Origin of the sequence: Bradyrhizobium ottawaense (genome assembly GCF_002278135.3) — a bacterium.
Taxonomy (GTDB): domain Bacteria; phylum Pseudomonadota; class Alphaproteobacteria; order Rhizobiales; family Xanthobacteraceae; genus Bradyrhizobium; species Bradyrhizobium ottawaense.
On record NZ_CP029425.2, the window covers coordinates 1,778,329 to 1,796,183 of the forward strand.

15 protein-coding genes are annotated in these 17,855 nt (G+C 65.9%); 5 read left to right on the forward strand and 10 right to left on the reverse strand.

Annotation, left to right across the window (positions count from 1 at the left end; genetic code table 11):
- Positions 1-3: 3 nt before the first annotated feature.
- The gene (sorA, locus tag CIT37_RS08510; RefSeq protein WP_095426730.1) at positions 4-1,203 is read right to left on the reverse strand and encodes a SorA family sulfite dehydrogenase catalytic subunit; all 1,200 of its coding nucleotides are present in this window, start codon (positions 1,201-1,203) and stop codon (positions 4-6) included.
- A gap of 322 nt (positions 1,204-1,525) precedes the next feature.
- Entirely contained in the window at positions 1,526-3,259 is a 1,734-nt protein-coding gene (locus CIT37_RS08515; protein ID WP_095426729.1) for an adenylate/guanylate cyclase domain-containing protein, read from the reverse strand.
- 402 nt (positions 3,260-3,661) lie between these two features.
- Here CIT37_RS08515 and CIT37_RS08520 point away from each other — a divergent pair, with 402 nt between their 5' ends.
- Entirely contained in the window at positions 3,662-5,179 is a 1,518-nt protein-coding gene (locus tag CIT37_RS08520) for a glycosyltransferase family 39 protein (RefSeq protein WP_095426779.1), read from the forward strand.
- A gap of 114 nt (positions 5,180-5,293) precedes the next feature.
- Here the strand turns inward: CIT37_RS08520 and CIT37_RS08525 are convergent, their stop codons facing one another.
- Together CIT37_RS08525 and CIT37_RS08530 are read right to left on the reverse strand one after the other, a co-directional pair.
- On the reverse strand, positions 5,294-6,322 hold the full coding sequence (locus tag CIT37_RS08525) for a YcjF family protein (RefSeq protein WP_028140408.1): 1,029 nt from the start codon (positions 6,320-6,322) through the stop codon (positions 5,294-5,296).
- Positions 6,319-7,788, reverse strand: a complete 1,470-nt coding sequence (locus CIT37_RS08530; protein ID WP_095426728.1) for a YcjX family GTP-binding protein — start codon at positions 7,786-7,788, stop codon at positions 6,319-6,321. Before CIT37_RS08530 ends, CIT37_RS08525 begins: the two co-directional genes overlap by 4 nt.
- A 178-nt stretch (positions 7,789-7,966) precedes the next feature.
- On the opposite strand from CIT37_RS08530, the gene trhA reads away from it, so the two are divergent.
- Together trhA and CIT37_RS08540 are read left to right on the forward strand one after the other, a co-directional pair.
- Positions 7,967-8,662: a PAQR family membrane homeostasis protein TrhA gene (gene trhA / locus CIT37_RS08535; RefSeq protein WP_095426727.1), complete on the forward strand. Its 696-nt coding sequence runs from the start codon at positions 7,967-7,969 to the stop codon at positions 8,660-8,662.
- Between the two features lie 53 nt (positions 8,663-8,715).
- Positions 8,716-9,510 carry an SDR family oxidoreductase gene (locus CIT37_RS08540; protein WP_038948224.1) on the forward strand — a complete coding sequence of 265 codons (795 nt, stop codon included), beginning with the start codon at positions 8,716-8,718 and terminating at the stop codon, positions 9,508-9,510.
- A 193-nt stretch (positions 9,511-9,703) separates the two neighbouring features.
- Here the strand turns inward: CIT37_RS08540 and CIT37_RS08545 are convergent, their stop codons facing one another.
- Positions 9,704-10,159 carry a MarR family winged helix-turn-helix transcriptional regulator gene (locus CIT37_RS08545; RefSeq protein WP_049801853.1) on the reverse strand — a complete coding sequence of 152 codons (456 nt, stop codon included), beginning with the start codon at positions 10,157-10,159 and terminating at the stop codon, positions 9,704-9,706.
- Between the two features lie 77 nt (positions 10,160-10,236).
- On the opposite strand from CIT37_RS08545, the gene CIT37_RS08550 reads away from it, so the two are divergent.
- Positions 10,237-11,013: an SDR family NAD(P)-dependent oxidoreductase gene (locus CIT37_RS08550; RefSeq protein ID WP_028140404.1), complete on the forward strand. Its 777-nt coding sequence runs from the start codon at positions 10,237-10,239 to the stop codon at positions 11,011-11,013.
- Between the two features lie 153 nt (positions 11,014-11,166).
- Here CIT37_RS08550 and mdlC read toward each other — a convergent pair whose 3' ends face one another.
- From mdlC to CIT37_RS08565, 3 genes are all read right to left on the reverse strand, one after another.
- Positions 11,167-12,795: a benzoylformate decarboxylase gene (mdlC, locus tag CIT37_RS08555; protein WP_095426726.1), complete on the reverse strand. Its 1,629-nt coding sequence runs from the start codon at positions 12,793-12,795 to the stop codon at positions 11,167-11,169.
- 153 nt (positions 12,796-12,948) lie between these two features.
- Positions 12,949-14,163, reverse strand: coding sequence for an ABC transporter substrate-binding protein (locus CIT37_RS08560; protein WP_197742266.1), 1,215 nt, complete (start codon positions 14,161-14,163; stop codon positions 12,949-12,951).
- 36 nt (positions 14,164-14,199) lie between these two features.
- Positions 14,200-15,066 carry an alpha/beta fold hydrolase gene (locus CIT37_RS08565; RefSeq protein WP_244611370.1) on the reverse strand — a complete coding sequence of 289 codons (867 nt, stop codon included), beginning with the start codon at positions 15,064-15,066 and terminating at the stop codon, positions 14,200-14,202.
- Positions 15,067-15,236: 170 nt separating this feature from the next.
- Between CIT37_RS08565 and CIT37_RS08570 the strand changes: the two genes are divergently transcribed.
- Positions 15,237-15,755 carry a MarR family winged helix-turn-helix transcriptional regulator gene (locus CIT37_RS08570; protein WP_240536470.1) on the forward strand — a complete coding sequence of 173 codons (519 nt, stop codon included), beginning with the start codon at positions 15,237-15,239 and terminating at the stop codon, positions 15,753-15,755.
- Between the two features lie 128 nt (positions 15,756-15,883).
- On the opposite strand, the gene CIT37_RS08575 is transcribed toward CIT37_RS08570, so the two are convergent.
- Both CIT37_RS08575 and CIT37_RS08580 read right to left on the reverse strand, forming a co-directional pair.
- Entirely contained in the window at positions 15,884-16,735 is an 852-nt protein-coding gene (locus CIT37_RS08575; protein ID WP_028140400.1) for an HTD2 family dehydratase, read from the reverse strand.
- A 15-nt stretch (positions 16,736-16,750) separates the two neighbouring features.
- Entirely contained in the window at positions 16,751-17,854 is a 1,104-nt protein-coding gene (locus CIT37_RS08580) for a CaiB/BaiF CoA transferase family protein (RefSeq protein ID WP_038948231.1), read from the reverse strand.
- Between the last annotated feature and the right edge of the window lies 1 nt (position 17,855).

The window sequence follows — 17,855 nt, forward strand, 5'->3', positions numbered from 1 at the left end:
CTTTCAGGCCACGGTGACGCGGACGGTTTCGACGACGTTGCGCAAGTATCCCGCCGGGTTCCAGCGCGGCGCGTCCGGCTGCGTCTCGCCGCCATTGCCGGTGGCGCGCACCTTGAGCTCAACGCTTCCCGCCGCAAGCTTCACCGGCAGCTTCCATTCGCGGAACGAATATTTGCCGAGATCCTTGCCGAGCTTGGCGCTCACCCAGGTCTTGCCGCCGTCGGTGGAGACCTGGACCTCCTTGATGCCCTTGCCGCCGTCGAAGGCGATGCCGCGCAGGGTCACAGCTCCCGCCTTCAGCTTGGCGCCATCGGGGATGCTGGTGATGAAGGAGCGAATGGTGAAACGGTTGATCGGGATCGTCGCCTTAGGTGCGGTGCCGGGCTCGATCGCGTTATCAGGCGTATCGGGAATGCGATAGGCGGACTTCATCCAGAAGCCGTCATAGACGTTGTCGATGACGGTAATCTCGTTGAGATGCTTGACCCAGTAGGTGCCGTAATAGCCGGGCACGATCAGGCGCAGCGGAAAGCCGTTGAGGAACGGCAAATCCTCGCCGTTCATGCCATAGGCCAGCATCACCTCGCCGTCACTGGCGTGAGCGATGTCGAGTGCCTTGACGAAGTCAGGCGTCTTGTCGCTGACCGGCCCGTCCATGCCGTTGAAGGTGACCTGCCTGGCGCCGCTCTGCACGCCGGCCATCTCCAGCACCGCCTTCAACGGCACGCCGCGCCAGCGCGCATTGCCCATGGCGCCGTTGGCGAGCTGGCCGCCGGCGACGCGCGGCTCGAAGAAGCCGCGGCTGTTGCCGGAGCACTGGTTGACGGCGACGATCTCGGTCGCCTTCATCTTCCTGATGTCCTTCAGTGAAAGTTTCAGCGGCTTGTCGACCTTGCCCTTGACCTCCAGCGTGAACTTGTCGGGGTCGAGATTGTAGGGCAGGTCCGAGAGGTGATAGCGGACGAAGAACGCATTGTTCGGCGTGATCGGGCCGTCGTTGAAGATCGCGAACGGCGTCTCGAGCTGCGGCGGCCGGCTGGTCAGGCCGATCATCGGCCGCTTCTGCGGGTATTTCACCAGCGGCCGTTCGCCATTGGCGAAGGGCAGGGTCACGGTGTCGAGTGCCAACGCCCTGGTGGCATTCAGTGTGGCCGCCATGGCGGCAAGCCCCGCTCCTTTGAGCAGGTCGCGGCGATCGAACATCTGGTCCCCTCCCGGAGCTTTTCGTTGGCCCGCGGTCATCACCGCGAGCCGCGCTCATCTGTCGCAACGATTTGAACGAAGTCAATTCGTGCTTTCGCAGCAGGCCCATGCCGCTGCGTTGCAGCAGGCCGGTGTTACGGAGACATGCATGTGGCCAAGTTCTCACCGCGGCGGCGGTGTGCTCCCTCGCCCCGCTTGCGGGGAGAGGGTTGGGGTGAGGGGGAGTCTCCGCGAGGGAGGAAGCAGTTGGACTCGCGGAGAGTCCCCCTCACCGCCGCGCTGCGCGCGTCGGCCTCTCCCCGCAGGCGGGGAGAGGCGAACATCAGGCCGCGACGCGCTCGCTTCGATCGACCAGCGCCGTCAGCCCCCGCGCATCGGCCACCACGCGGACCGCCATCGGCTCGTCGCGGCCGCGGATCGCGACCTCCTGTTGCGGCAGCGTATCGTCGGCGAGGCCCGCGGTGCCGCGGATTTCGTCCGAGACGATCGCCTCGCAGGCCAGCGTCTTGGTCATGTCCTGCAGGCGGGCGGCAACGTTGACGGCATCGCCCAGCGCCGTGAAGACGATGTGATCGCGATAGCCGATGTCGCCGATGATGACCTCGCCGCCGTGAATGCCGATGCCGAAGCGGATCGGCTGGCGAAGATCGTGGCTCAGCAGCTCGTTCAGTTCGTCGATATGGGTGGCGATGCCGCTGGCCGCCTTCAGCGCCTGCCGGCAGGCGGTTTGCGGATCGGCCGTGAGTCCGAACAGCGCCAGCATGCCGTCGCCGACGAACTGGTTCGGCTGGCCGCCATTCTCGATCACGGCCTGCGACACCGCGCCGAGGAAGCGGTTGACGATGAAGACGGTATCGAACGGCAGCCGCTTCTCGGCGAGCTGGGTCGAGCCGCGCATGTCCACGAACAGGCTGACGAGATAGCGCTCCTGGCCGATCCTCGCCGGCGCCGAGGCCTGCGCGTTGGCCGACGACGTTTGCGGGGTGAAGAGCTGGAAGAAGGACAGATCCGACGTCGGCCGCAGCTGGCAGGCCAGCCTGATCGAGGGGTCGTTGGTGCCGACGCGAGTGAGCACGAAGGCCTCGCGCTGCGACGGCTCGGGCAGGACGCCATGATCGCCGATGACGCGGATGCGGCAGGTCGAGCAGCGGGCGCGGCCGCCGCAGACGCTGGCATGCGGCAGATTATGGCGCAGGCTCGCTTCCAGCACGGAGAGACCCTTGGGAACCCGCACCGTCTTGCCGTTGCCGTAGGACAACGCGATCATGCCGCCGCGCCGCTCGCGCCAGGCCCGCACGCCGCGTGCCGCCAGCGCCAGGCCCAGCAGCCCAAAATAGGTGACGGTGAAGGCGCCGGTGATGCGATCGAGCGCGTTGCCTTCCGCGACCGTGCCGACCTGGCGTCGCGTGAGATTGTGCGTGCGCCATTCCCCGTCATCGGCCTCGATCGCGACGCTGCGGCCGCCCTGGTAGATGCCGAGCAGCGACAATGTCGGGACCAGCACCGCGGCGGCGAGCAGATAGGGCGCGGCGCGCGTGAAGAACGGCTTGAGGCGGAGCCAGAAATAAATCCCGATGCAGCCGTGCACCCAGGCAATGAGAAGCAGGATCGTCATCTGCCAGAGCCGGCCCGGCGCCGCGACGAAGAACAGATAGAGCTCCTGCGGATAGAGCTTCTGGTGATCGTACAGCGTGTAGCCGAGCCGCACCCCGACCACGTGCCCCATGATCAGCGCGGGGATGCTGAGGCCCAGCACGAGCTGAAGCGGCTCGATCGTCCGCCAGCGGAACTGCCGGCGCTGATACAGCGCATAGATGCCGAGCCCCATATGCGTGAGCGCGGCGGTGTAGAACACGATCGAGACGGGGAGGAACTGCCAGAAGACGGTGTGGTAGTAGACCCCGGCCTCCATGGCCTCGACCGAAATATTGCCGAGCGCATGGTTGAGGAAATGGCTGATCACATAACAGAACAGGATCACGCCGCAGACGAGCCGCACCTGCCGCACGCTGGTCCCGCGGACGAGTTCGGAGATGGATGCAGCAGCGGTGGCCATGATTCGGTTGTATCAGTTCATGAAGGAGAACAGCCAGCGTAGCGGTTAATTCCCGATGTGGACAGGTTCGGGGATCACATGCCCGGGAAGGCGCCTCACACTCCGCCGTCGTCCCGGACAAGCGCGCCCTAAGCGCGCGCCGATCCGGGACCCATAACCACAGGGTTGGGTTTGGCGAAGACTCGTGGTTACCAGCTCGTGCCATAACCCCTCCCTGTGGTTATGGGTCCCGGGTCTGCGCTTTGCTTGCCCGGGACGACACCTATGTCTGGACAGCCGACATTGACTCCCCCTCCCAGGTTGGCGAAAAGCGCGGCCGTGACGACATCCCCTGATATCACCGTGTTTCCCCGTGGCGCCGCGCGCCGGCCCCTCGTCATCGCCGTGCTCGTCATCGCGGCGATGACGCTGCTGCGCATCGTCTACGCCTCCGCGATCGAGCTGCGCACCGACGAGGCCTATTACTGGACCTGGTCGAAGGAGGGTGCGCTCAGCTTCCTCGATCACCCCCCGGGCATCGCCTGGCTGATCCGTTTCGGAACCGCGATCTTCGGCGACACCACGCTCGGGGTCCGTTTCGGCGGCATCGTCGCGATGCTGGTGACGCAGCTCCTGCTTGCCGACGTCGTCCGCCGCCTCACCCATGATGTGCGCGCCGTATTGTTCGCGGTGCTGATGCCGGAAGCCGCGCTCTATTACGGCCTGCTGATGGCCAAGGCCGCGCCCGATGTCGCCATGATCCCGTTTGCGGTGGCAATGATGTGGTCGCTGGTGCGGCTCGCGCAAAGCGGCGACGGACGCTGGTGGCTTGCGGCCGGTCTGTTCGCCGGCCTCTCGATGCTGTCGAAATTCACCGCCATCATGTTCGCGCCGGCGGTTGCCGCCTTTCTGCTGGTTCCGGATTGGCGTTGGCGCTGGCTGCGCAGTCCTTACCCTTATCTCGCGGTGCTGGTCGCAATAGCCGTGTTCTCGCCGGTGCTGGTCTGGAATGCGCAGCACGATTGGGCCTCGTTTCGTTTCCAGGGCGTACGCGCCACCGCCAATTACGGCATCTCGCTGCGGACCATCGGTGACTTTATCGGCCTGCAGTTCGGCCTGGTCGGCTTCGTCATGCTGCCGGTGGTGCTGACCGGGCTGGTGCTGACGGCATGGCGCGGCTATCTCGCGCGCGAGCCCGTTGGAATTCTCTTGTCGACGGCGGTGCTGGTGCCGTTTCTGTATTTCCTCGCGAAGTCGACCACGCTTCGGGTCGGCGACACCTGGCCGATGTTCATGTGGCCGGTCGGTTTCGCCGCGGCCGCCGTGAACCTCGCGGCGATGGCGAAGGAGGATTGGTCGGCCCGTATGCTGAGATCGTCGGTGTTCTGGGCCAAGACAGCCGTCGGCTCGGGCATCGCCTTCGTCGTCATCGTGTTCCTCTATTACGTCGCAGCGCCCTGGAATCTCCTCGGCAAGATCGATCCGATCGGCGCCGAGGCCGGCTATGAGCAGGTCGCCGCGCGGGCGCAGGCCGCGCTCGACGAGACCGGCGCGACCTGGATCGCCACCACGGACTATCGCACCTACGCGATGATGCGCTGGCTGTTCAGGGGCCGCGTGCCCGTCATCGAGATCAACGAGCGCGGCCGCTTCCAGGATTTCCGCGATCCCGGCCTGGACCGGATCAAGGGCCATGCCGGCATCTATGTCGGCCGCGAGCCGGACGATCGTTCCTCGCTATGGGAGAACATCCCAGCCAAGCGCGAGCAGCTCGGCGAAGTCGAGCGCCGCTGGCGCGGTGTTCTCGCGGACACCTATGTGATCGAAAAGCTCACCGGCTGGACCCCCGAGCTGTCGCCGTCGAAGGATTCGCCGCTGTTTTGGTGGAAGGTGCTGGCTTTCCTCTCCCTCTCCCCGCTTGCGGGGAGAGGGTTGGGGTGAGGGGGACTCTCCGCGGGGGAGGTGACAGTTGAACTCGCGGATAGTCCCCCTCACCCGGATCGCATCTGGCGATGCGCTCCGGCCTCTCCCCGCACGCGGGGAGAGGCGAAGAAGCTACGCCTCGTCGTCCTTCTTCCGCAAGAGATCCGTCGCGAGATCCGACAGTTTGGGCGGCGGCAGCGCGGCGAACGGCAGCGGACGCGTGACGTCGATCGCCGCCAGGCCCAGCCGTGCCGTCAGCAATCCGTTCAGCACGCCTTCGCCGAGCCGCTGCGACAGCTTTGCCGCGATGCCGTGGCCGAGCATCTGCTGCACCAGGCTGTCGCTCGCGGCCATGCCGCCGGTGATGGCGAGGTGGGCGATGACGTGGCGGAGCAGTCGGATCATGCCGAGCGCGCCGGGGCGCCCGCCGTAGAGATAAGCGAGCTGGCGGATCAGGCGCAGCGCGGCGACGAACACGAACAGCACGTCGATCGCCGCGCGCGGGCTCACCGCGGTCACGATCGAAACCTTTTGCGCGGCTGACGACACCAGACGCCGCGCCTCCGCATCCAGCGGAGACATCAACTCGCGTTCGGCGAGCCGGATCATGTCGGCGCCGTCGATGATCTCGCCGGTGTGGCTCTCCAGCGTCGCGCGGGCGCGGGCGAGCTGCGGGTTCTGGTGCGCGATCTTGAGCAGATCCTGCACGATGACGCGGCTCTCCTTGCGGTCGTCGCTGGCGAGCACAGCGGCGGCGCGCGCATGCAACTGCTCGATCGTCGCCAGCCGCGCCAGACCGACTGCCTCGCGGCCGATCACCACCGCAAGCGCAAGCGCGGTGACGAGCGCGAAGGCGAGACCGACATAGCCGAGCGTTTCGCTGCGCGCGAACAGGTCCTCGATCAGATGCACCACGCCGAGCCCGGTGCCGAGCAGCGTCAGCCCGGCGAGGCCTGACCAGAACAGCGTACCCCAGGGAAAACCGCGGCGCGCCGGCAGCGCCGCTTGAACTGGGACCGGAAGCGCCAGGGGATCGGGCTCCGGCGTGATCTGGATGGTGGCGCGGCTGAGCCGGCTGGTCTCGTCGGCTTCGGTGACGACGACGCCGGGATCGTCGAGCCGGAACGTCGCCGGCCGCCGTGGCTTCGATCGGTCGTTCATGCGAGCTTGTCTCCGATCAGGAACTGCAAGGCACGGTCGAGGCGAATGTGAGGCAGCGTCGGCGGCTCGGAGCCTTCGCGGTCGAGTGTGGGCGGGCGGAAGCGCAGGAAACGAAAGTCGCTTGTCCCGGCGGTCTCGGTCGCGAGGCCGCGGAACGCGGCATTGCCGTTGAACAATGGCTCGGGATCCAGGGGCAGGTCGCCCGGAAAGGTCGCAACCTCCGTGTTGCCGTCGAAGAATTCGCCGCCAGCGCTCTCGCCCGCGGTCGGTGTTCCAAGGATCGACGGCAATTTGTCGCGGCCGCGCGCGACTTGAGCCTCTCTCGTGGCGCGCACCGCGGCGAGCGCCACCACGTCGATCGCCGCGCCGGTATTTTCCGCGCGCGCGACGGCACCCGAGACGGCGCGGCGCAATACGGCCTCGAGCCGGTCGTGGCTGGAATGGTGCAGATGGTCGGCCTTGGTCGCTGCAAACAGGATGCGATCGATGCGCGGACGGAACAGGCTGGAGAGGATCGTGCTGCGGCCGATGTTGAAGCAGTCGAGAATGCCGGCGAGGGCTGCTTCGAGATCGTGCAGCGCCTCGGGTCCGGAGTTGAACGCGGACAGTGCATCGGCCAGCACGATCTGGCGATCGAGCCGGGCAAAATGATCCCTGAAGAACGGCCGCACCACGACGTCCTTGTAGGCCTCGAAACGGCGCACCATCATCGCCCACAGCGATCCCTCCGGCGCCTGGCCGCCTGCGGGCACCTCGAGGGGCGCGAAGGTCAGTGCCGGGGAGCCTGCGAGATTGCCGGGCATCAGGAAGCGGCCGGGCGGCAACAGGCTCATCGCGAAGCGCTCGTCGCGGCAGGCGCGCAAATAATCGGTGAAGAGTTTTGCGGCCGTCAGCGTCGCCTGCTCGTCCTCGCGCGCGTCGGGCTTGAGCGTTGCCAGATGCGCGTGCCATTCGCCCGCAAGATGCGCGCGCGGCGCCTCGCGCGACAAGACCAGGCTCTCCGCCGACCATTGCTCGAAACTCTTCTGCAGCAGCGGCAGGTCGAGCAGCCACTCGCCGGGATAGTCCACGATGTCGAGTGTCAGCGTGCGGTCGGCGCCGTTCGGGCGCTGATAGTCGATGACGAGCCGGAGCTCGCTGATGTCGACGGTCGAGTTCGGCCAGCGTCGCTCCTCGATCAGCGCGCGCAGATGGCTCTCATAGGCAAACCGCGGCACGGCATCGTCGGGCTGCGGCGCCAGATGCGCCCGCGCGATCCGGCCCGAGGCGTAAGCGTCGAACACCGGAAACCGGCCGCCGCGGGTGAGGCCGTGGATCAGCGCGGTGATGAACACGGTCTTGCCGGCCCGCGACAGGCCGGTAACGCCCAACCGCACCGTCGGGTTGAAGAAGTGCTCGCCATAGTCGATCAGCGCCTGCGCGGACAAGCGCGCTTCTTCGACCATATCCTGGAAACTGAATGCCATATGAACGTTAGTGGATCGGGGGCGGCGGGACTGTGTGACCGATCACAAAAGTGGCAATTGCGTGAAGAAAATCAAGCTCCATACTTCCACCGTCTTTGTCGGAAAATCAGCCGTTTGAACGACGCGCCGATCCCGAAAGACCCATACAAGAGGACATTGCCTCATCTTGCGGATTGCCATGACCGTCTTCCAACTGAAAGAGTTCGCCTCCAGCTCCGTCCACGCCGCAGCCGACGTGATGGGCTGGAATTACGACCGCGCCGAGCTGATCGCCGACGGAATCATCCACGCGATCGGCGTCCTCTCCGGCCTCATCGCCGCGACCGTGCTGGTGGTGCTGACGGCGATCTATGCCGATGCGACCGACATCGTCGGCGTCTCGATCTATGTCGCCGGCCTGCTCTCGATGCTGGTGCTGTCGGCGACCTATAATCTCTGGCCGGTGTCGCCGGCCAAATGGCTGCTGCGGCGGTTCGACCACTCCGCGATCTATCTGCTGATCGCGGCGACCTATACGCCGTTCATCCTCGAGGTGAAGGACAGCGGATTCGCGCTGGTGCTGCTCGCCGGCGTCTGGTGCGTCGCCATCCTCGGCATCGTGCTGAAGCTCTTCTATCCCGGCCGGTTCGACCGCGTCTCGGTCGGCATCTATCTCGCGATGGGCTGGAGCGGCGTGATGCTCTACGACGCCGTGGTCCGGGCGCTGCCCGCGCTGGTGCTGGGCTTCATCCTTGCGGGCGGGCTGCTCTACAGCTTTGGCGTGATCTTCCATGCCTGGCGGCGGCTGCGTTTCCAGAATGCGATCTGGCACGGCTTTGTGTTGGCCGGCGCGGCGTGCCATTATACCGCGGTGCTCGATCTCATGTTGAGCTGAGCAAGACCCAGGGGGTCTTCCAAGAAGCAGTATAAGACAAGAGGAGACGTCGCATGCAGGTGACCGGCAAGGTCGTGGTCGTCACGGGCGGCGCAAACGGCATCGGCAAGGCGCTGTGCGAGGCGTTTTACAATGCGGGCGCAGCCAAGGTCGTCGTCGCGGACATGGACGCCGCCAATGCGCGGGCGGTCGCGGCCATGGTGGATGGCGCGGCCTTCAAATGCGATGTCGCGCAGGAGAAAGACATCTCGCACGTCATTGAGGAGACCGAGCGGCAGTTCGGCCCCATCGCCCTGTTCTGCTCCAATGCCGGCATCGGCGGCGGCTTCGATCCGATGTCGGTCAATGCCGGCGGAGCCTCCGACGAGCCGTGGCAGCGCAGCTGGGCGATCCACGTCATGGCCCATGTCTATGCGGCGCGGCATCTGATCCCGCGCATGAAGGCGCGCGGCGGTGGCTATTTCCTCAACACGATCTCGGCCGCGGGCCTGCTGTCGCAGGTCGGCAGCCCCGCTTATTCCACCACCAAGCACGCCGCGGTCGGCTTTGCCGAGAATCTCGCGATCTCGCACAAGGCTGACAACATCAAGGTCTCGATCCTCTGCCCGCAGGGCGTCGACACCAACATGCTGCGCTCGATCCCGAAAGGCCCGCAATCCGGCGACGGCGATCTCACGCCCGAGCAGGTCGCGAAAGACGTGCTCGCCGGCCTCGAGCAGGAGACGTTCCTGATCCTGCCGCATCCGCAAGTGCTCGGCTATATGCGCAAGAAGACCGAGAATTATGATCGCTGGATCGGCGGCATGGCCAAGATCCAGGCCAGGATGCGGGAGGATTTCGCGAAGTAGCCGTGAGGTCGGTGCTATTGAGGCACACTCGCGCCAAACACTCGCTGTCGTCCCTGCGAAAGCAGGGACCCATAACCACAGGGAGAAGTTTGGCGAACACTGGTAGATGTTCTTGCGCGCGGTACTGACACCTGCGCTTTACGGATAAATCACGCGGTATGGGTCCCTGCGTTCGCAGGGACGACACCGGTGGTTACCGAGGCAACGTCTCCTCCCCCCGGCTCTGCCTGAGCGCCCGCGCATAGAGCATCATGCCCTCGCGCACCGTGCGCTGTTCCGCCGCCGTCAGCGCCGCCAGCGCGCCGCGCACCTGTTGCCGGCCGAACGCGTGCAGCCCCTCCAGCGTGCGCCGACCCTTCGCGGTCAGCGACAATAGCTTGCTGCGTGCATCATTCTCATCCGGCGTCTCCCTGAGCTCGCCGCAATCGATCAGCTTGCGCACCAGGCGGCTGACGCTGGATTTCTCCAGCCGCAGAAAATCACCGAGCTCGCCTGATGTCATCGGGCCGCGGATGCCGATCTCCAGGATCGTGTGCACGGCCGAGGGCGGATAGTCCGACGCCGCCACCGTCGCATCCATGAAGCCGAGCTCGCGCACCATCAACCGCGAGGCGGCGCGAATGTCGTCGATGAGCGCAAGCTCGGCCATCCCTTGACTCCTCGCCTATAGTTGTATCATACAACTATAGGCGCAACGCGGCGCACGCAAGCGTTTTGGAGTGAGCCATGGGCGGAGCTTTGCCGACGGCGATGCGGATGAATGGCAAGGTCTGCCTCGTCACGGGCGGCGGCACCGGCATCGGCCGCGCCACAGCGTTGCGGATGGCATCCGAGGGCGCCGAGGCGATCATCGTGGCGGGCCGGCGCGAGGCCGAGATCGAGGCGACCGCCGCTTCATGCCGCGAGCTCGGTGCGGAGGCGATCGCGCTCAAGACCGACATCACGCGCGAGGACGACGTCGCGCGCCTCGTCCGCACCGCCATCGAACGTTGCGGCCGGCTCGACGTCGCCTTCAACAATGCCGGCTTCCAGGAGCGCCGCGCGCCGCTGGAACAGCAGGGCACTGACATCTACGACAGCGTGTTCGACACCAATGTCCGCGCGCTGTTCCTGTGCCTGCGCCACCAACTGCCGGCGATGCTGGCGCAAGGGCGCGGCAGCATCGTCGTCAACGCTTCCGTCAGCGGCGTGCGCAATCCCAATCCCGGCTTCTCGCTCTATTCGGCCTCGAAGGCCGCCGCGATCTCGCTGACGCGCTCGGCCGCGCTGGAGAATGCCCCGCGCGGCATCCGCATCAATGCCATCGCGCCGGGCCGCGTCGTCACCGACATGATGCTGCGCGCCGGCGTCGGCGACATCGCAACGGTGAGTGCTGGCCTGCCGCTGCGGCGGATGGGGAGCCCGGAGGAGGTGGCGGAGGCCGTGGTGTGGCTGTCGTCGGATGCGTCGTCGTATGTCGTCGGGCACGTGCTGGCGGCGGACGGGGGATTTCTGGCGTCGTAGTTGGCAGCGGTGGTGCGGCAAACTCGATGTCGTCCCGGCGAAGGCCGGGACCCATAACCCCAGGCAGTAGTTGTGGCACCAAGCTGCCCACTACGAGTCTTCGCCAAACCTCTCCCTGTGGGTATGGGTCCCGGCCTTCGCCGGGACGACAACTCAATGCTTCTGCCCGTAGAGCACCGGCACCGCCGAATCCACGACGACCTCGACCAGGCTCGTCCCCTCGAACGCCATCCCGCGCTTCAGCGCCTTGCCGAGCTCAGCCGCCTTCGTCACCCGCACCGCGTGACATCCCATGCCTTCGGCGAGCCGGACGAAATCGATCCCCGGCAGCTCCAGCCCCGGCACATTGCGCACCTGCATGACCTGGCTGAATGAGCGCATCGCGCCGTAGCCGGAATTGTTGATGACGACGATGGTCAGCGGCAGCTTGCGCTGCGCGGCGGTCCACAGCGCCTGGATCGAGTACATCGCCGAGCCGTCGCCGATCAGGCAGACCGTGCGGCTGTTCGGCTTGCCGAGCGCCATGCCGACGGCGGCGGGCAGGGAATAGCCGAGGCCGCCGCTCGCCATGGTGTAAAAACTGTCCTGGCCGCGCATCGGCATGAACTTCTGCATCGCCGGCCGGTGCGAGGGCACTTCCTCGACGACCGACGCACCATCCGGCATCGCCTGCGACAGCGAATGCAGCAGGAACTCGACCGGCAGCGGATCGGCGGCTTGCGGCGCCGGCGGCAGTGTGCGGCCGTTCGGCGTGGCGCGCTTGCTCTCCGGCAGCAGGTCGAGCAGCGTGCTCAGTGCCGGCTTCATGGTGGCGATGATGCTGGTGCCGACGGGCGTCACAGCCGCCGCATCCGGGTCATCCGTGATCTGAAAGATCGTCGCGCTACCATCGAAGATCGCGGCATGGCCCTCGACATGGAAGGTGAACACGGGCGCACCGATCACGACGATGAGATCATGCTCACGCAGTGCGTCGGAGAGTTGCGCCGGCGAGGCATGCAGGAAGCCGGCGAATTGCGGATGCCGCTCGGGGAACGAGCAGCGCGCCGAGAACGGGCTGACCCAGACGCTGGCCTTCGCCTTCTCGGCGACGCGCACCATCAGGTCCACCGCGCCGGCGCGGTCGACGCCGGGGCCGACGACGAGGGCAGGGTGCCTTGCGGAGCCGAGCGCGGCGACCAGTGCCTTCATCGGCTCAAGCTCGGGGCCGATTTCCCGGCTGACCTTGCGCGCCTCGGACGGCGCGCAGGCATGCGCCCAGTCGTCGATCGGGATCGACACGAAGGTCGGCCCGCACGGCGGCTGCATCGCGGTGTAATAAGCACGCGCGATCGCAGCCGGCACGTCCTCGGGCCGCGCCGGCTCGACGCTGTATTTCACGTAAGGCCGCGGAAACTCCGACGCGCGCTCGGCATAGAGGAAGGCCTGCAAGGGCAGGATCGAGCGCGCCTGCTGGCCCGCGGTGATCACCAGAGGGGTCTGGTTGCGATGCGCGGTGTAGACGTTGCCGAGCGCGTTGCCGACGCCGGCGGCCGAATGCAGATTGACGAAGCCGGCATTGCGGGTCGCTTGCGCGTAACCGTCGGCCATGCCGACGGCGGAGGCTTCCTGCAGCGCCAGCACGTAGTCGATGTCATCGGGCCAGTCGCTCAGGAACGGCAGCTCGGTTGAACCAGGATTGCCGAACACTTTTGTGATGCCGAACGAGCGCAGCAGGTCGAGCGTCGCCTGCTTGACGGTGACGGACTTGCTTTTTGTCGCGGCGGGCTTGCGGGACGACATCGGACGGCTCCCCTGATCTTCTTGTGTTCCGTCGCCGTGCCGAGCATGAGCGACGATTTGTCCGCCTTGGCCTTTGAGCACAGGCAAAAGCAACCTACCTCTCGGTGGATTGCTTGGCGAAGTCAAGATGAGGCTGCGTGTGATGCTGGGGCGCTAGCGCGTGGCGCCCTTGACCAGTGGGCACTTGCTCTCCGAGAGCGGCCACGCGGTCTGTTCCGATGGAATCGGACGCACGATCTCCAGATAGTCCCAGGGATATTTCGACTCCGAAGGCTTCTTGACGCGGGCCAGATACATCGTGCGTGTCACGCGGCCGTCTTCGCGCAGCGTCGCGCCCTGCGAAAAGATGTCGTCGATCGGGATCGCGCGCATGGCGGCGGCGACCCGCTCGGCGTCGTCGGTGCCGGCCTGGGTGACAGCCTTCAGATAGTGCCGCACCGCGCCGTACACGCCGGCATGCAGCATCGACGGCGGCGCGCCGGTCTTCACCATGAACTCCCTCGACCAGGCGCGCGTCGCCTCGTTCATGTCCCAGTACGATGCCGTCGTCAGATACGTGCCCTGTGCGGCTTCCAGGCCCAGGGTGTGGATGTCCTGCAAGAACAGGATCATCGCCGCAAGACTTTGCCCGCCCTTCACGATCCCGTACTCGTTGGCCTGCTTCATCGCATTGATGGTGTCGTTACCGGCATTGGCAATGCCGATGACCTTGGCGCCGGAAGACTGCGCGGTGAGCAGGAACGAGGAGAAATCCGGCGTGTTGAGCGGATGGCGGACGGCGCCCAGCACTTTGCCGCCGGCCGCCGCGATCACGTCGCTGGCGTCTTTCTGCAACTGCTGGCCGAAGGCATAATCGGCGGCGAGGAAGAACCACGTCGTACCGCCGGCCTCGACGACTGCCGAGGCCGTTCCGTGCGAGACCGCGTAGGTGTCGTAGGTCCAGTGCACGCCGAACGGCGAGCACTGCTCGTTGGTTAGTGCCGTCGTGCCCGCGCCGGAATAGAGCACGATCTTCTTCTTTTCGCGTGCGAGGCCCTGGATCGCGAGCGCGACACCGGAATTCGGTACGTCGACGATCGCATCCACGCCCTCGACATCGAACCACTGGCGGGCAATTCCGGTGCCGATGTCGGGCTTGTGCTGATGATCGGCTGAGATCACCTGAACCGGCTTGCTGAGCACGGTGCCGCCGAACTCGCGAACCGCCATCTCGGCGGCGACAAGCGAACCCTTGCCGGTGACATCAGCGGTTACACCAGCCATATCGGTCAGGACGCCGATTTTGACGACGCCACCCGAGACTTCCGCCTGTGCCGCAATCGGAACGATCAGCGCGATCAGGGCCGCGCCGAGCAGGTTCGATCTCATCTTCATCTCCTCCTGATCTTCTCGTGTCTTGTCGGGTCAGCAGCCGGCCGCATCGAGCCAATCGAGGACCAGCGCGGCGAGATCATCGCTGTTGTCCTCGATCATCATCATGTGGCCGTTGCCGGTGATGCCGCGATCCGGCAGCCAGATGAAGTCGGCATCGAGATAGGCCGCGGTCGCAGCGTCCACCTCGCGTGGATGACGCGGATCGAGCTCGCCGGTGACGATCAGGATGCGATGGTTGCCGAGTCTGTTGAGATCGCCGACGCGGAGGCCGCGTCCGCCGATGTTGAAGCGCTCGTTCAGGATACGCGGGCTTTCGGGCACGATGGACGCGAAATAGTGCTTGAACGCATGTTGCGGAAATCGCGATGTGTTCGCCCAGGAAGAAGCGGCGAATTCGGCGTTCAGCCAGACGGGCCGATCCTCGGCGGCATGCACCGGCCGACCGGCGCTGGCGTCGTCGCGTAGCGCTGCAAGCGCGGCCGGATCGTCGGGCAGATCCTTCAGCAAATCGGCGGGCGGGCCCGGCGCGATGCCGACGACGGCGCGGACCAGATCGGGCCGTCGCTCGGTCATCCACCATGCCATCGGCCCGCTCGCGGAATGCACCAGCAATACGGCGGGGCCGATCTCCTCCAGCAGTGCGAGCAACGAGTTGGCGACGTCGGCGCTGCCAAGCGTCGGAAAATCCGCCCGCTGTGGCGAGCGGCCATGGCCGGGCCAATCAGGCACGAACACATGGCGGCCGGTACCTGCGAATCGTGGCGCCCAGCCCGGCCGCAGATCAGGCGTCGCCATGTAGCAGGCGCCGGTGTGCGCAGCGCCATGTACCATCACGACGGGCGTCCGCTCGGTTCCGCCCTCGGGCGGTCGGACGTGATCGACATAGATCGGATGCACCTCAGTCCCTGCGTAGAAGCACGATGGCCCCTGCGCGCGCAGCAAATGCCTCCGTCGCGCGGACGCGACAGGTCCCGCCTTGTTCACAGCCGGCGATCTCCCAGAGTTCTGTTCTATTCCGCTGCGATGTTAGGATGAGATCAATCCGAAAGGCAATGAGAAAGTCACATATGAGACGATCTAGCAAAGACGCGACCCGGCCCAATTCAGGGGAAAGCGCCGACCGCGCCAGGGACGTGCTCGGCGGCACCGAAGTCAGGATCGCCTACAAGATGGGTTACGTCCTGAATTTCTACCGTGAGCCGTCGTTTCGGAAGATCGAGATGGAGCTCGGCATCACACGTCCGGAGATCGTCACGCTCATCTTCCTGAGTTTTCGCGAGGGCGTGACCGCCAGCGAGATCTGCGAGTTTTCCGGTCATCTCAAGGCCAATATCAGCCGCGGGATCATTGCGCTGGAAAAGAAGAAGCTGTTGCGTCGCGACGTCGACAAGAACGACAATCGCCGCCAGCGTCTGTATCTGACGCCAGCCGGACGCACGCTCTATGCCAGATACATCCCCACCTTGCGCGAGCGCGAACGGGCGATGCTGTCATGCCTCAGCGTGTCCGAACGCAAGGTGTTCGAAGGTCTGCTCGACAAGCTGGCCGAGCATGTCCCGCAGTGGACGGCGCTCGATGAACTGTGAAGGGCGCGCTCCTGGCGGCGTCATGCCGGGGGGCGCGAGGCGAACCCGGAATCTCGCGATTCCCCGGTGCGCAATTTGCGCACCTGAGGTCCGATCCTGCGGACCGCCCCGGAACGACGGGACGTCCCTCACCAAACCGCCGTGCCCTTCATCGTCGGCTGCCCTTCCGCATTCGCGGTCCACAGCTCCATGCCATCAGTGGTCTCGTTGGCGTTGACCGAGAACTCCGTGCCCTCGAACAGCGGCTGCAGGCCGCGATAGGTGAACTTCTTCGGCGCCTCGCCGCCGTGCAGCTTCGCGGCCAGCTCGATGATCAGCGCCGCCTGCAGCGGGCCGTGGAAGATCAGGCCCGGATAGCCCTCGACCTTGGTGACGTAGTCGCGGTCGTAATGGATGCGGTGACCGTTGAAGGTCAGCGCGGAATAGCGAAACAGCAGCACGGGGTCGGAGACATGGGTCTCGCGGTGCTGCGCCTTCGGCGGCGGAGGCGGGGCCTTGGCGCCAGCCGGCGCGCTGCTCGTCATCTCGCGATAGACGATGTCCTGCCGCTCGCGAATGGCGACGCCGCGCGGCGAGGAGATGCTGTGCTCGACCGAGACGAAGCACAGCGTGCCGGTCGAGCCCGTCTTGACCTGCACGTCGGCGATGCGCGAGGTCCGAGTCGATTCATCGCCGACCTGCAGCGGCTGCAGGAACTCGATCTCGCCGCCGGCCCACATCCGGCGTGGCAGCGGCACCGGCGGCAGGAAGCCGCCGCGGGTGGGATGGCCGTCGGGCCCCAGCATCGACATCGGGAACACCGGCTGCGCCAGGCACCAATGCACCGTGAACGGCGCGGCGTCGCCTTTCCTGGGCTCGCCGACCTCCTGGAACAGCGTCGCGCGCAGGCCCATCACGAGCTGCGCGGTGACGATGTCGGTGGCCTCCGTGCTGCGGCCGATCCATTGCCGCAAGTGATCGATGTCGAGCTTCTCGGTCATGACGCCTCGCTCTTCTTACGTCTTGGACTTTGGGTTTTCGCCGATGGCGGGCACAGCGCCGTAAGCGCGCGTTTCGCCGACGACGATCGGCGCCGGCGCGGGATAGCTGACGCGTCCCTGCGGCGTGTCGACCTCGATGCGGCGCAGATGCGGGTGGTTGGTGAGGTCGGCCATGGTGTTGACCTCGGCAAAGGCGATATCGGCATCCGACAGCCGCTTGAGCAGCTCGTCGCGCGTCATCTTGCCGAAGATATCCGCCACCGTCGTATCGGTGAAGTCGCGGTTGCGCACGCGCTCGACCATGTTGGCGACGCGGGGATCGGCGGGCAGATCGGGTTGATCCAGCACCTTCGCGCACAGCGTCCTCCACTCGCGCTCGCTCTGGATCGAGATCAGGATGTCCTTGCCGTCCTTCGAGGTGAACACGCCATAGGGCGCGATCGAGGGATGCCGCAGCCCCATGCGCTTGGGCGGATTGCCGGCTTCGGAGTTGAGCAGCGGCACGGTGCACCAGTCCGCCATCACGTCGAACATGGAGATGCGGATGTCACAGCCCTTGCCGGTACGCCCGCGCCCGATCAGCGCCTCCAGGATCGCCGCATGCGCGGTCGCGCCGGTCGCGACGTCCACGATCGACATGCCGACGCGCGAGGCGCCATCAGGGTTGCCGGTGATCGAGGCCAGGCCGCTCTCGGCCTGGATCAACAGATCATAGGCCTTGCGATGCGCGTAGGGACCTTCGTCGCCATAGCCGGTGATCGTGCAGGAAATCAGCTTCGGATAGTCCTTCAGCAGCCGCTCGCGCGAAAAACCGAGCTTGTCCATCGAGCCCGGCTTGAGGTTCTGGATCAGCACGTCGGCGCTGGCGATCAGCTTCTCCAGCTCGGCGCAGCCTTCTTTCGTTGCGAGATCCACCACCGCCGATTGCTTGCCGCGGTTGAGCCAGACGAAATAGCTGCTCTGGCCCTTGGCCGCCGCGTCATAGCCGCGGGCGAAGTCGCCTTCGGGCCGCTCGATCTTGATCACCTCGGCGCCGGCATCCGCCAGGCGCGAGGAGCAGAACGGCGCCGCTACCGCCTGCTCGACCGCAATCACCCTGATCCCGTCCAATGCTCCCATG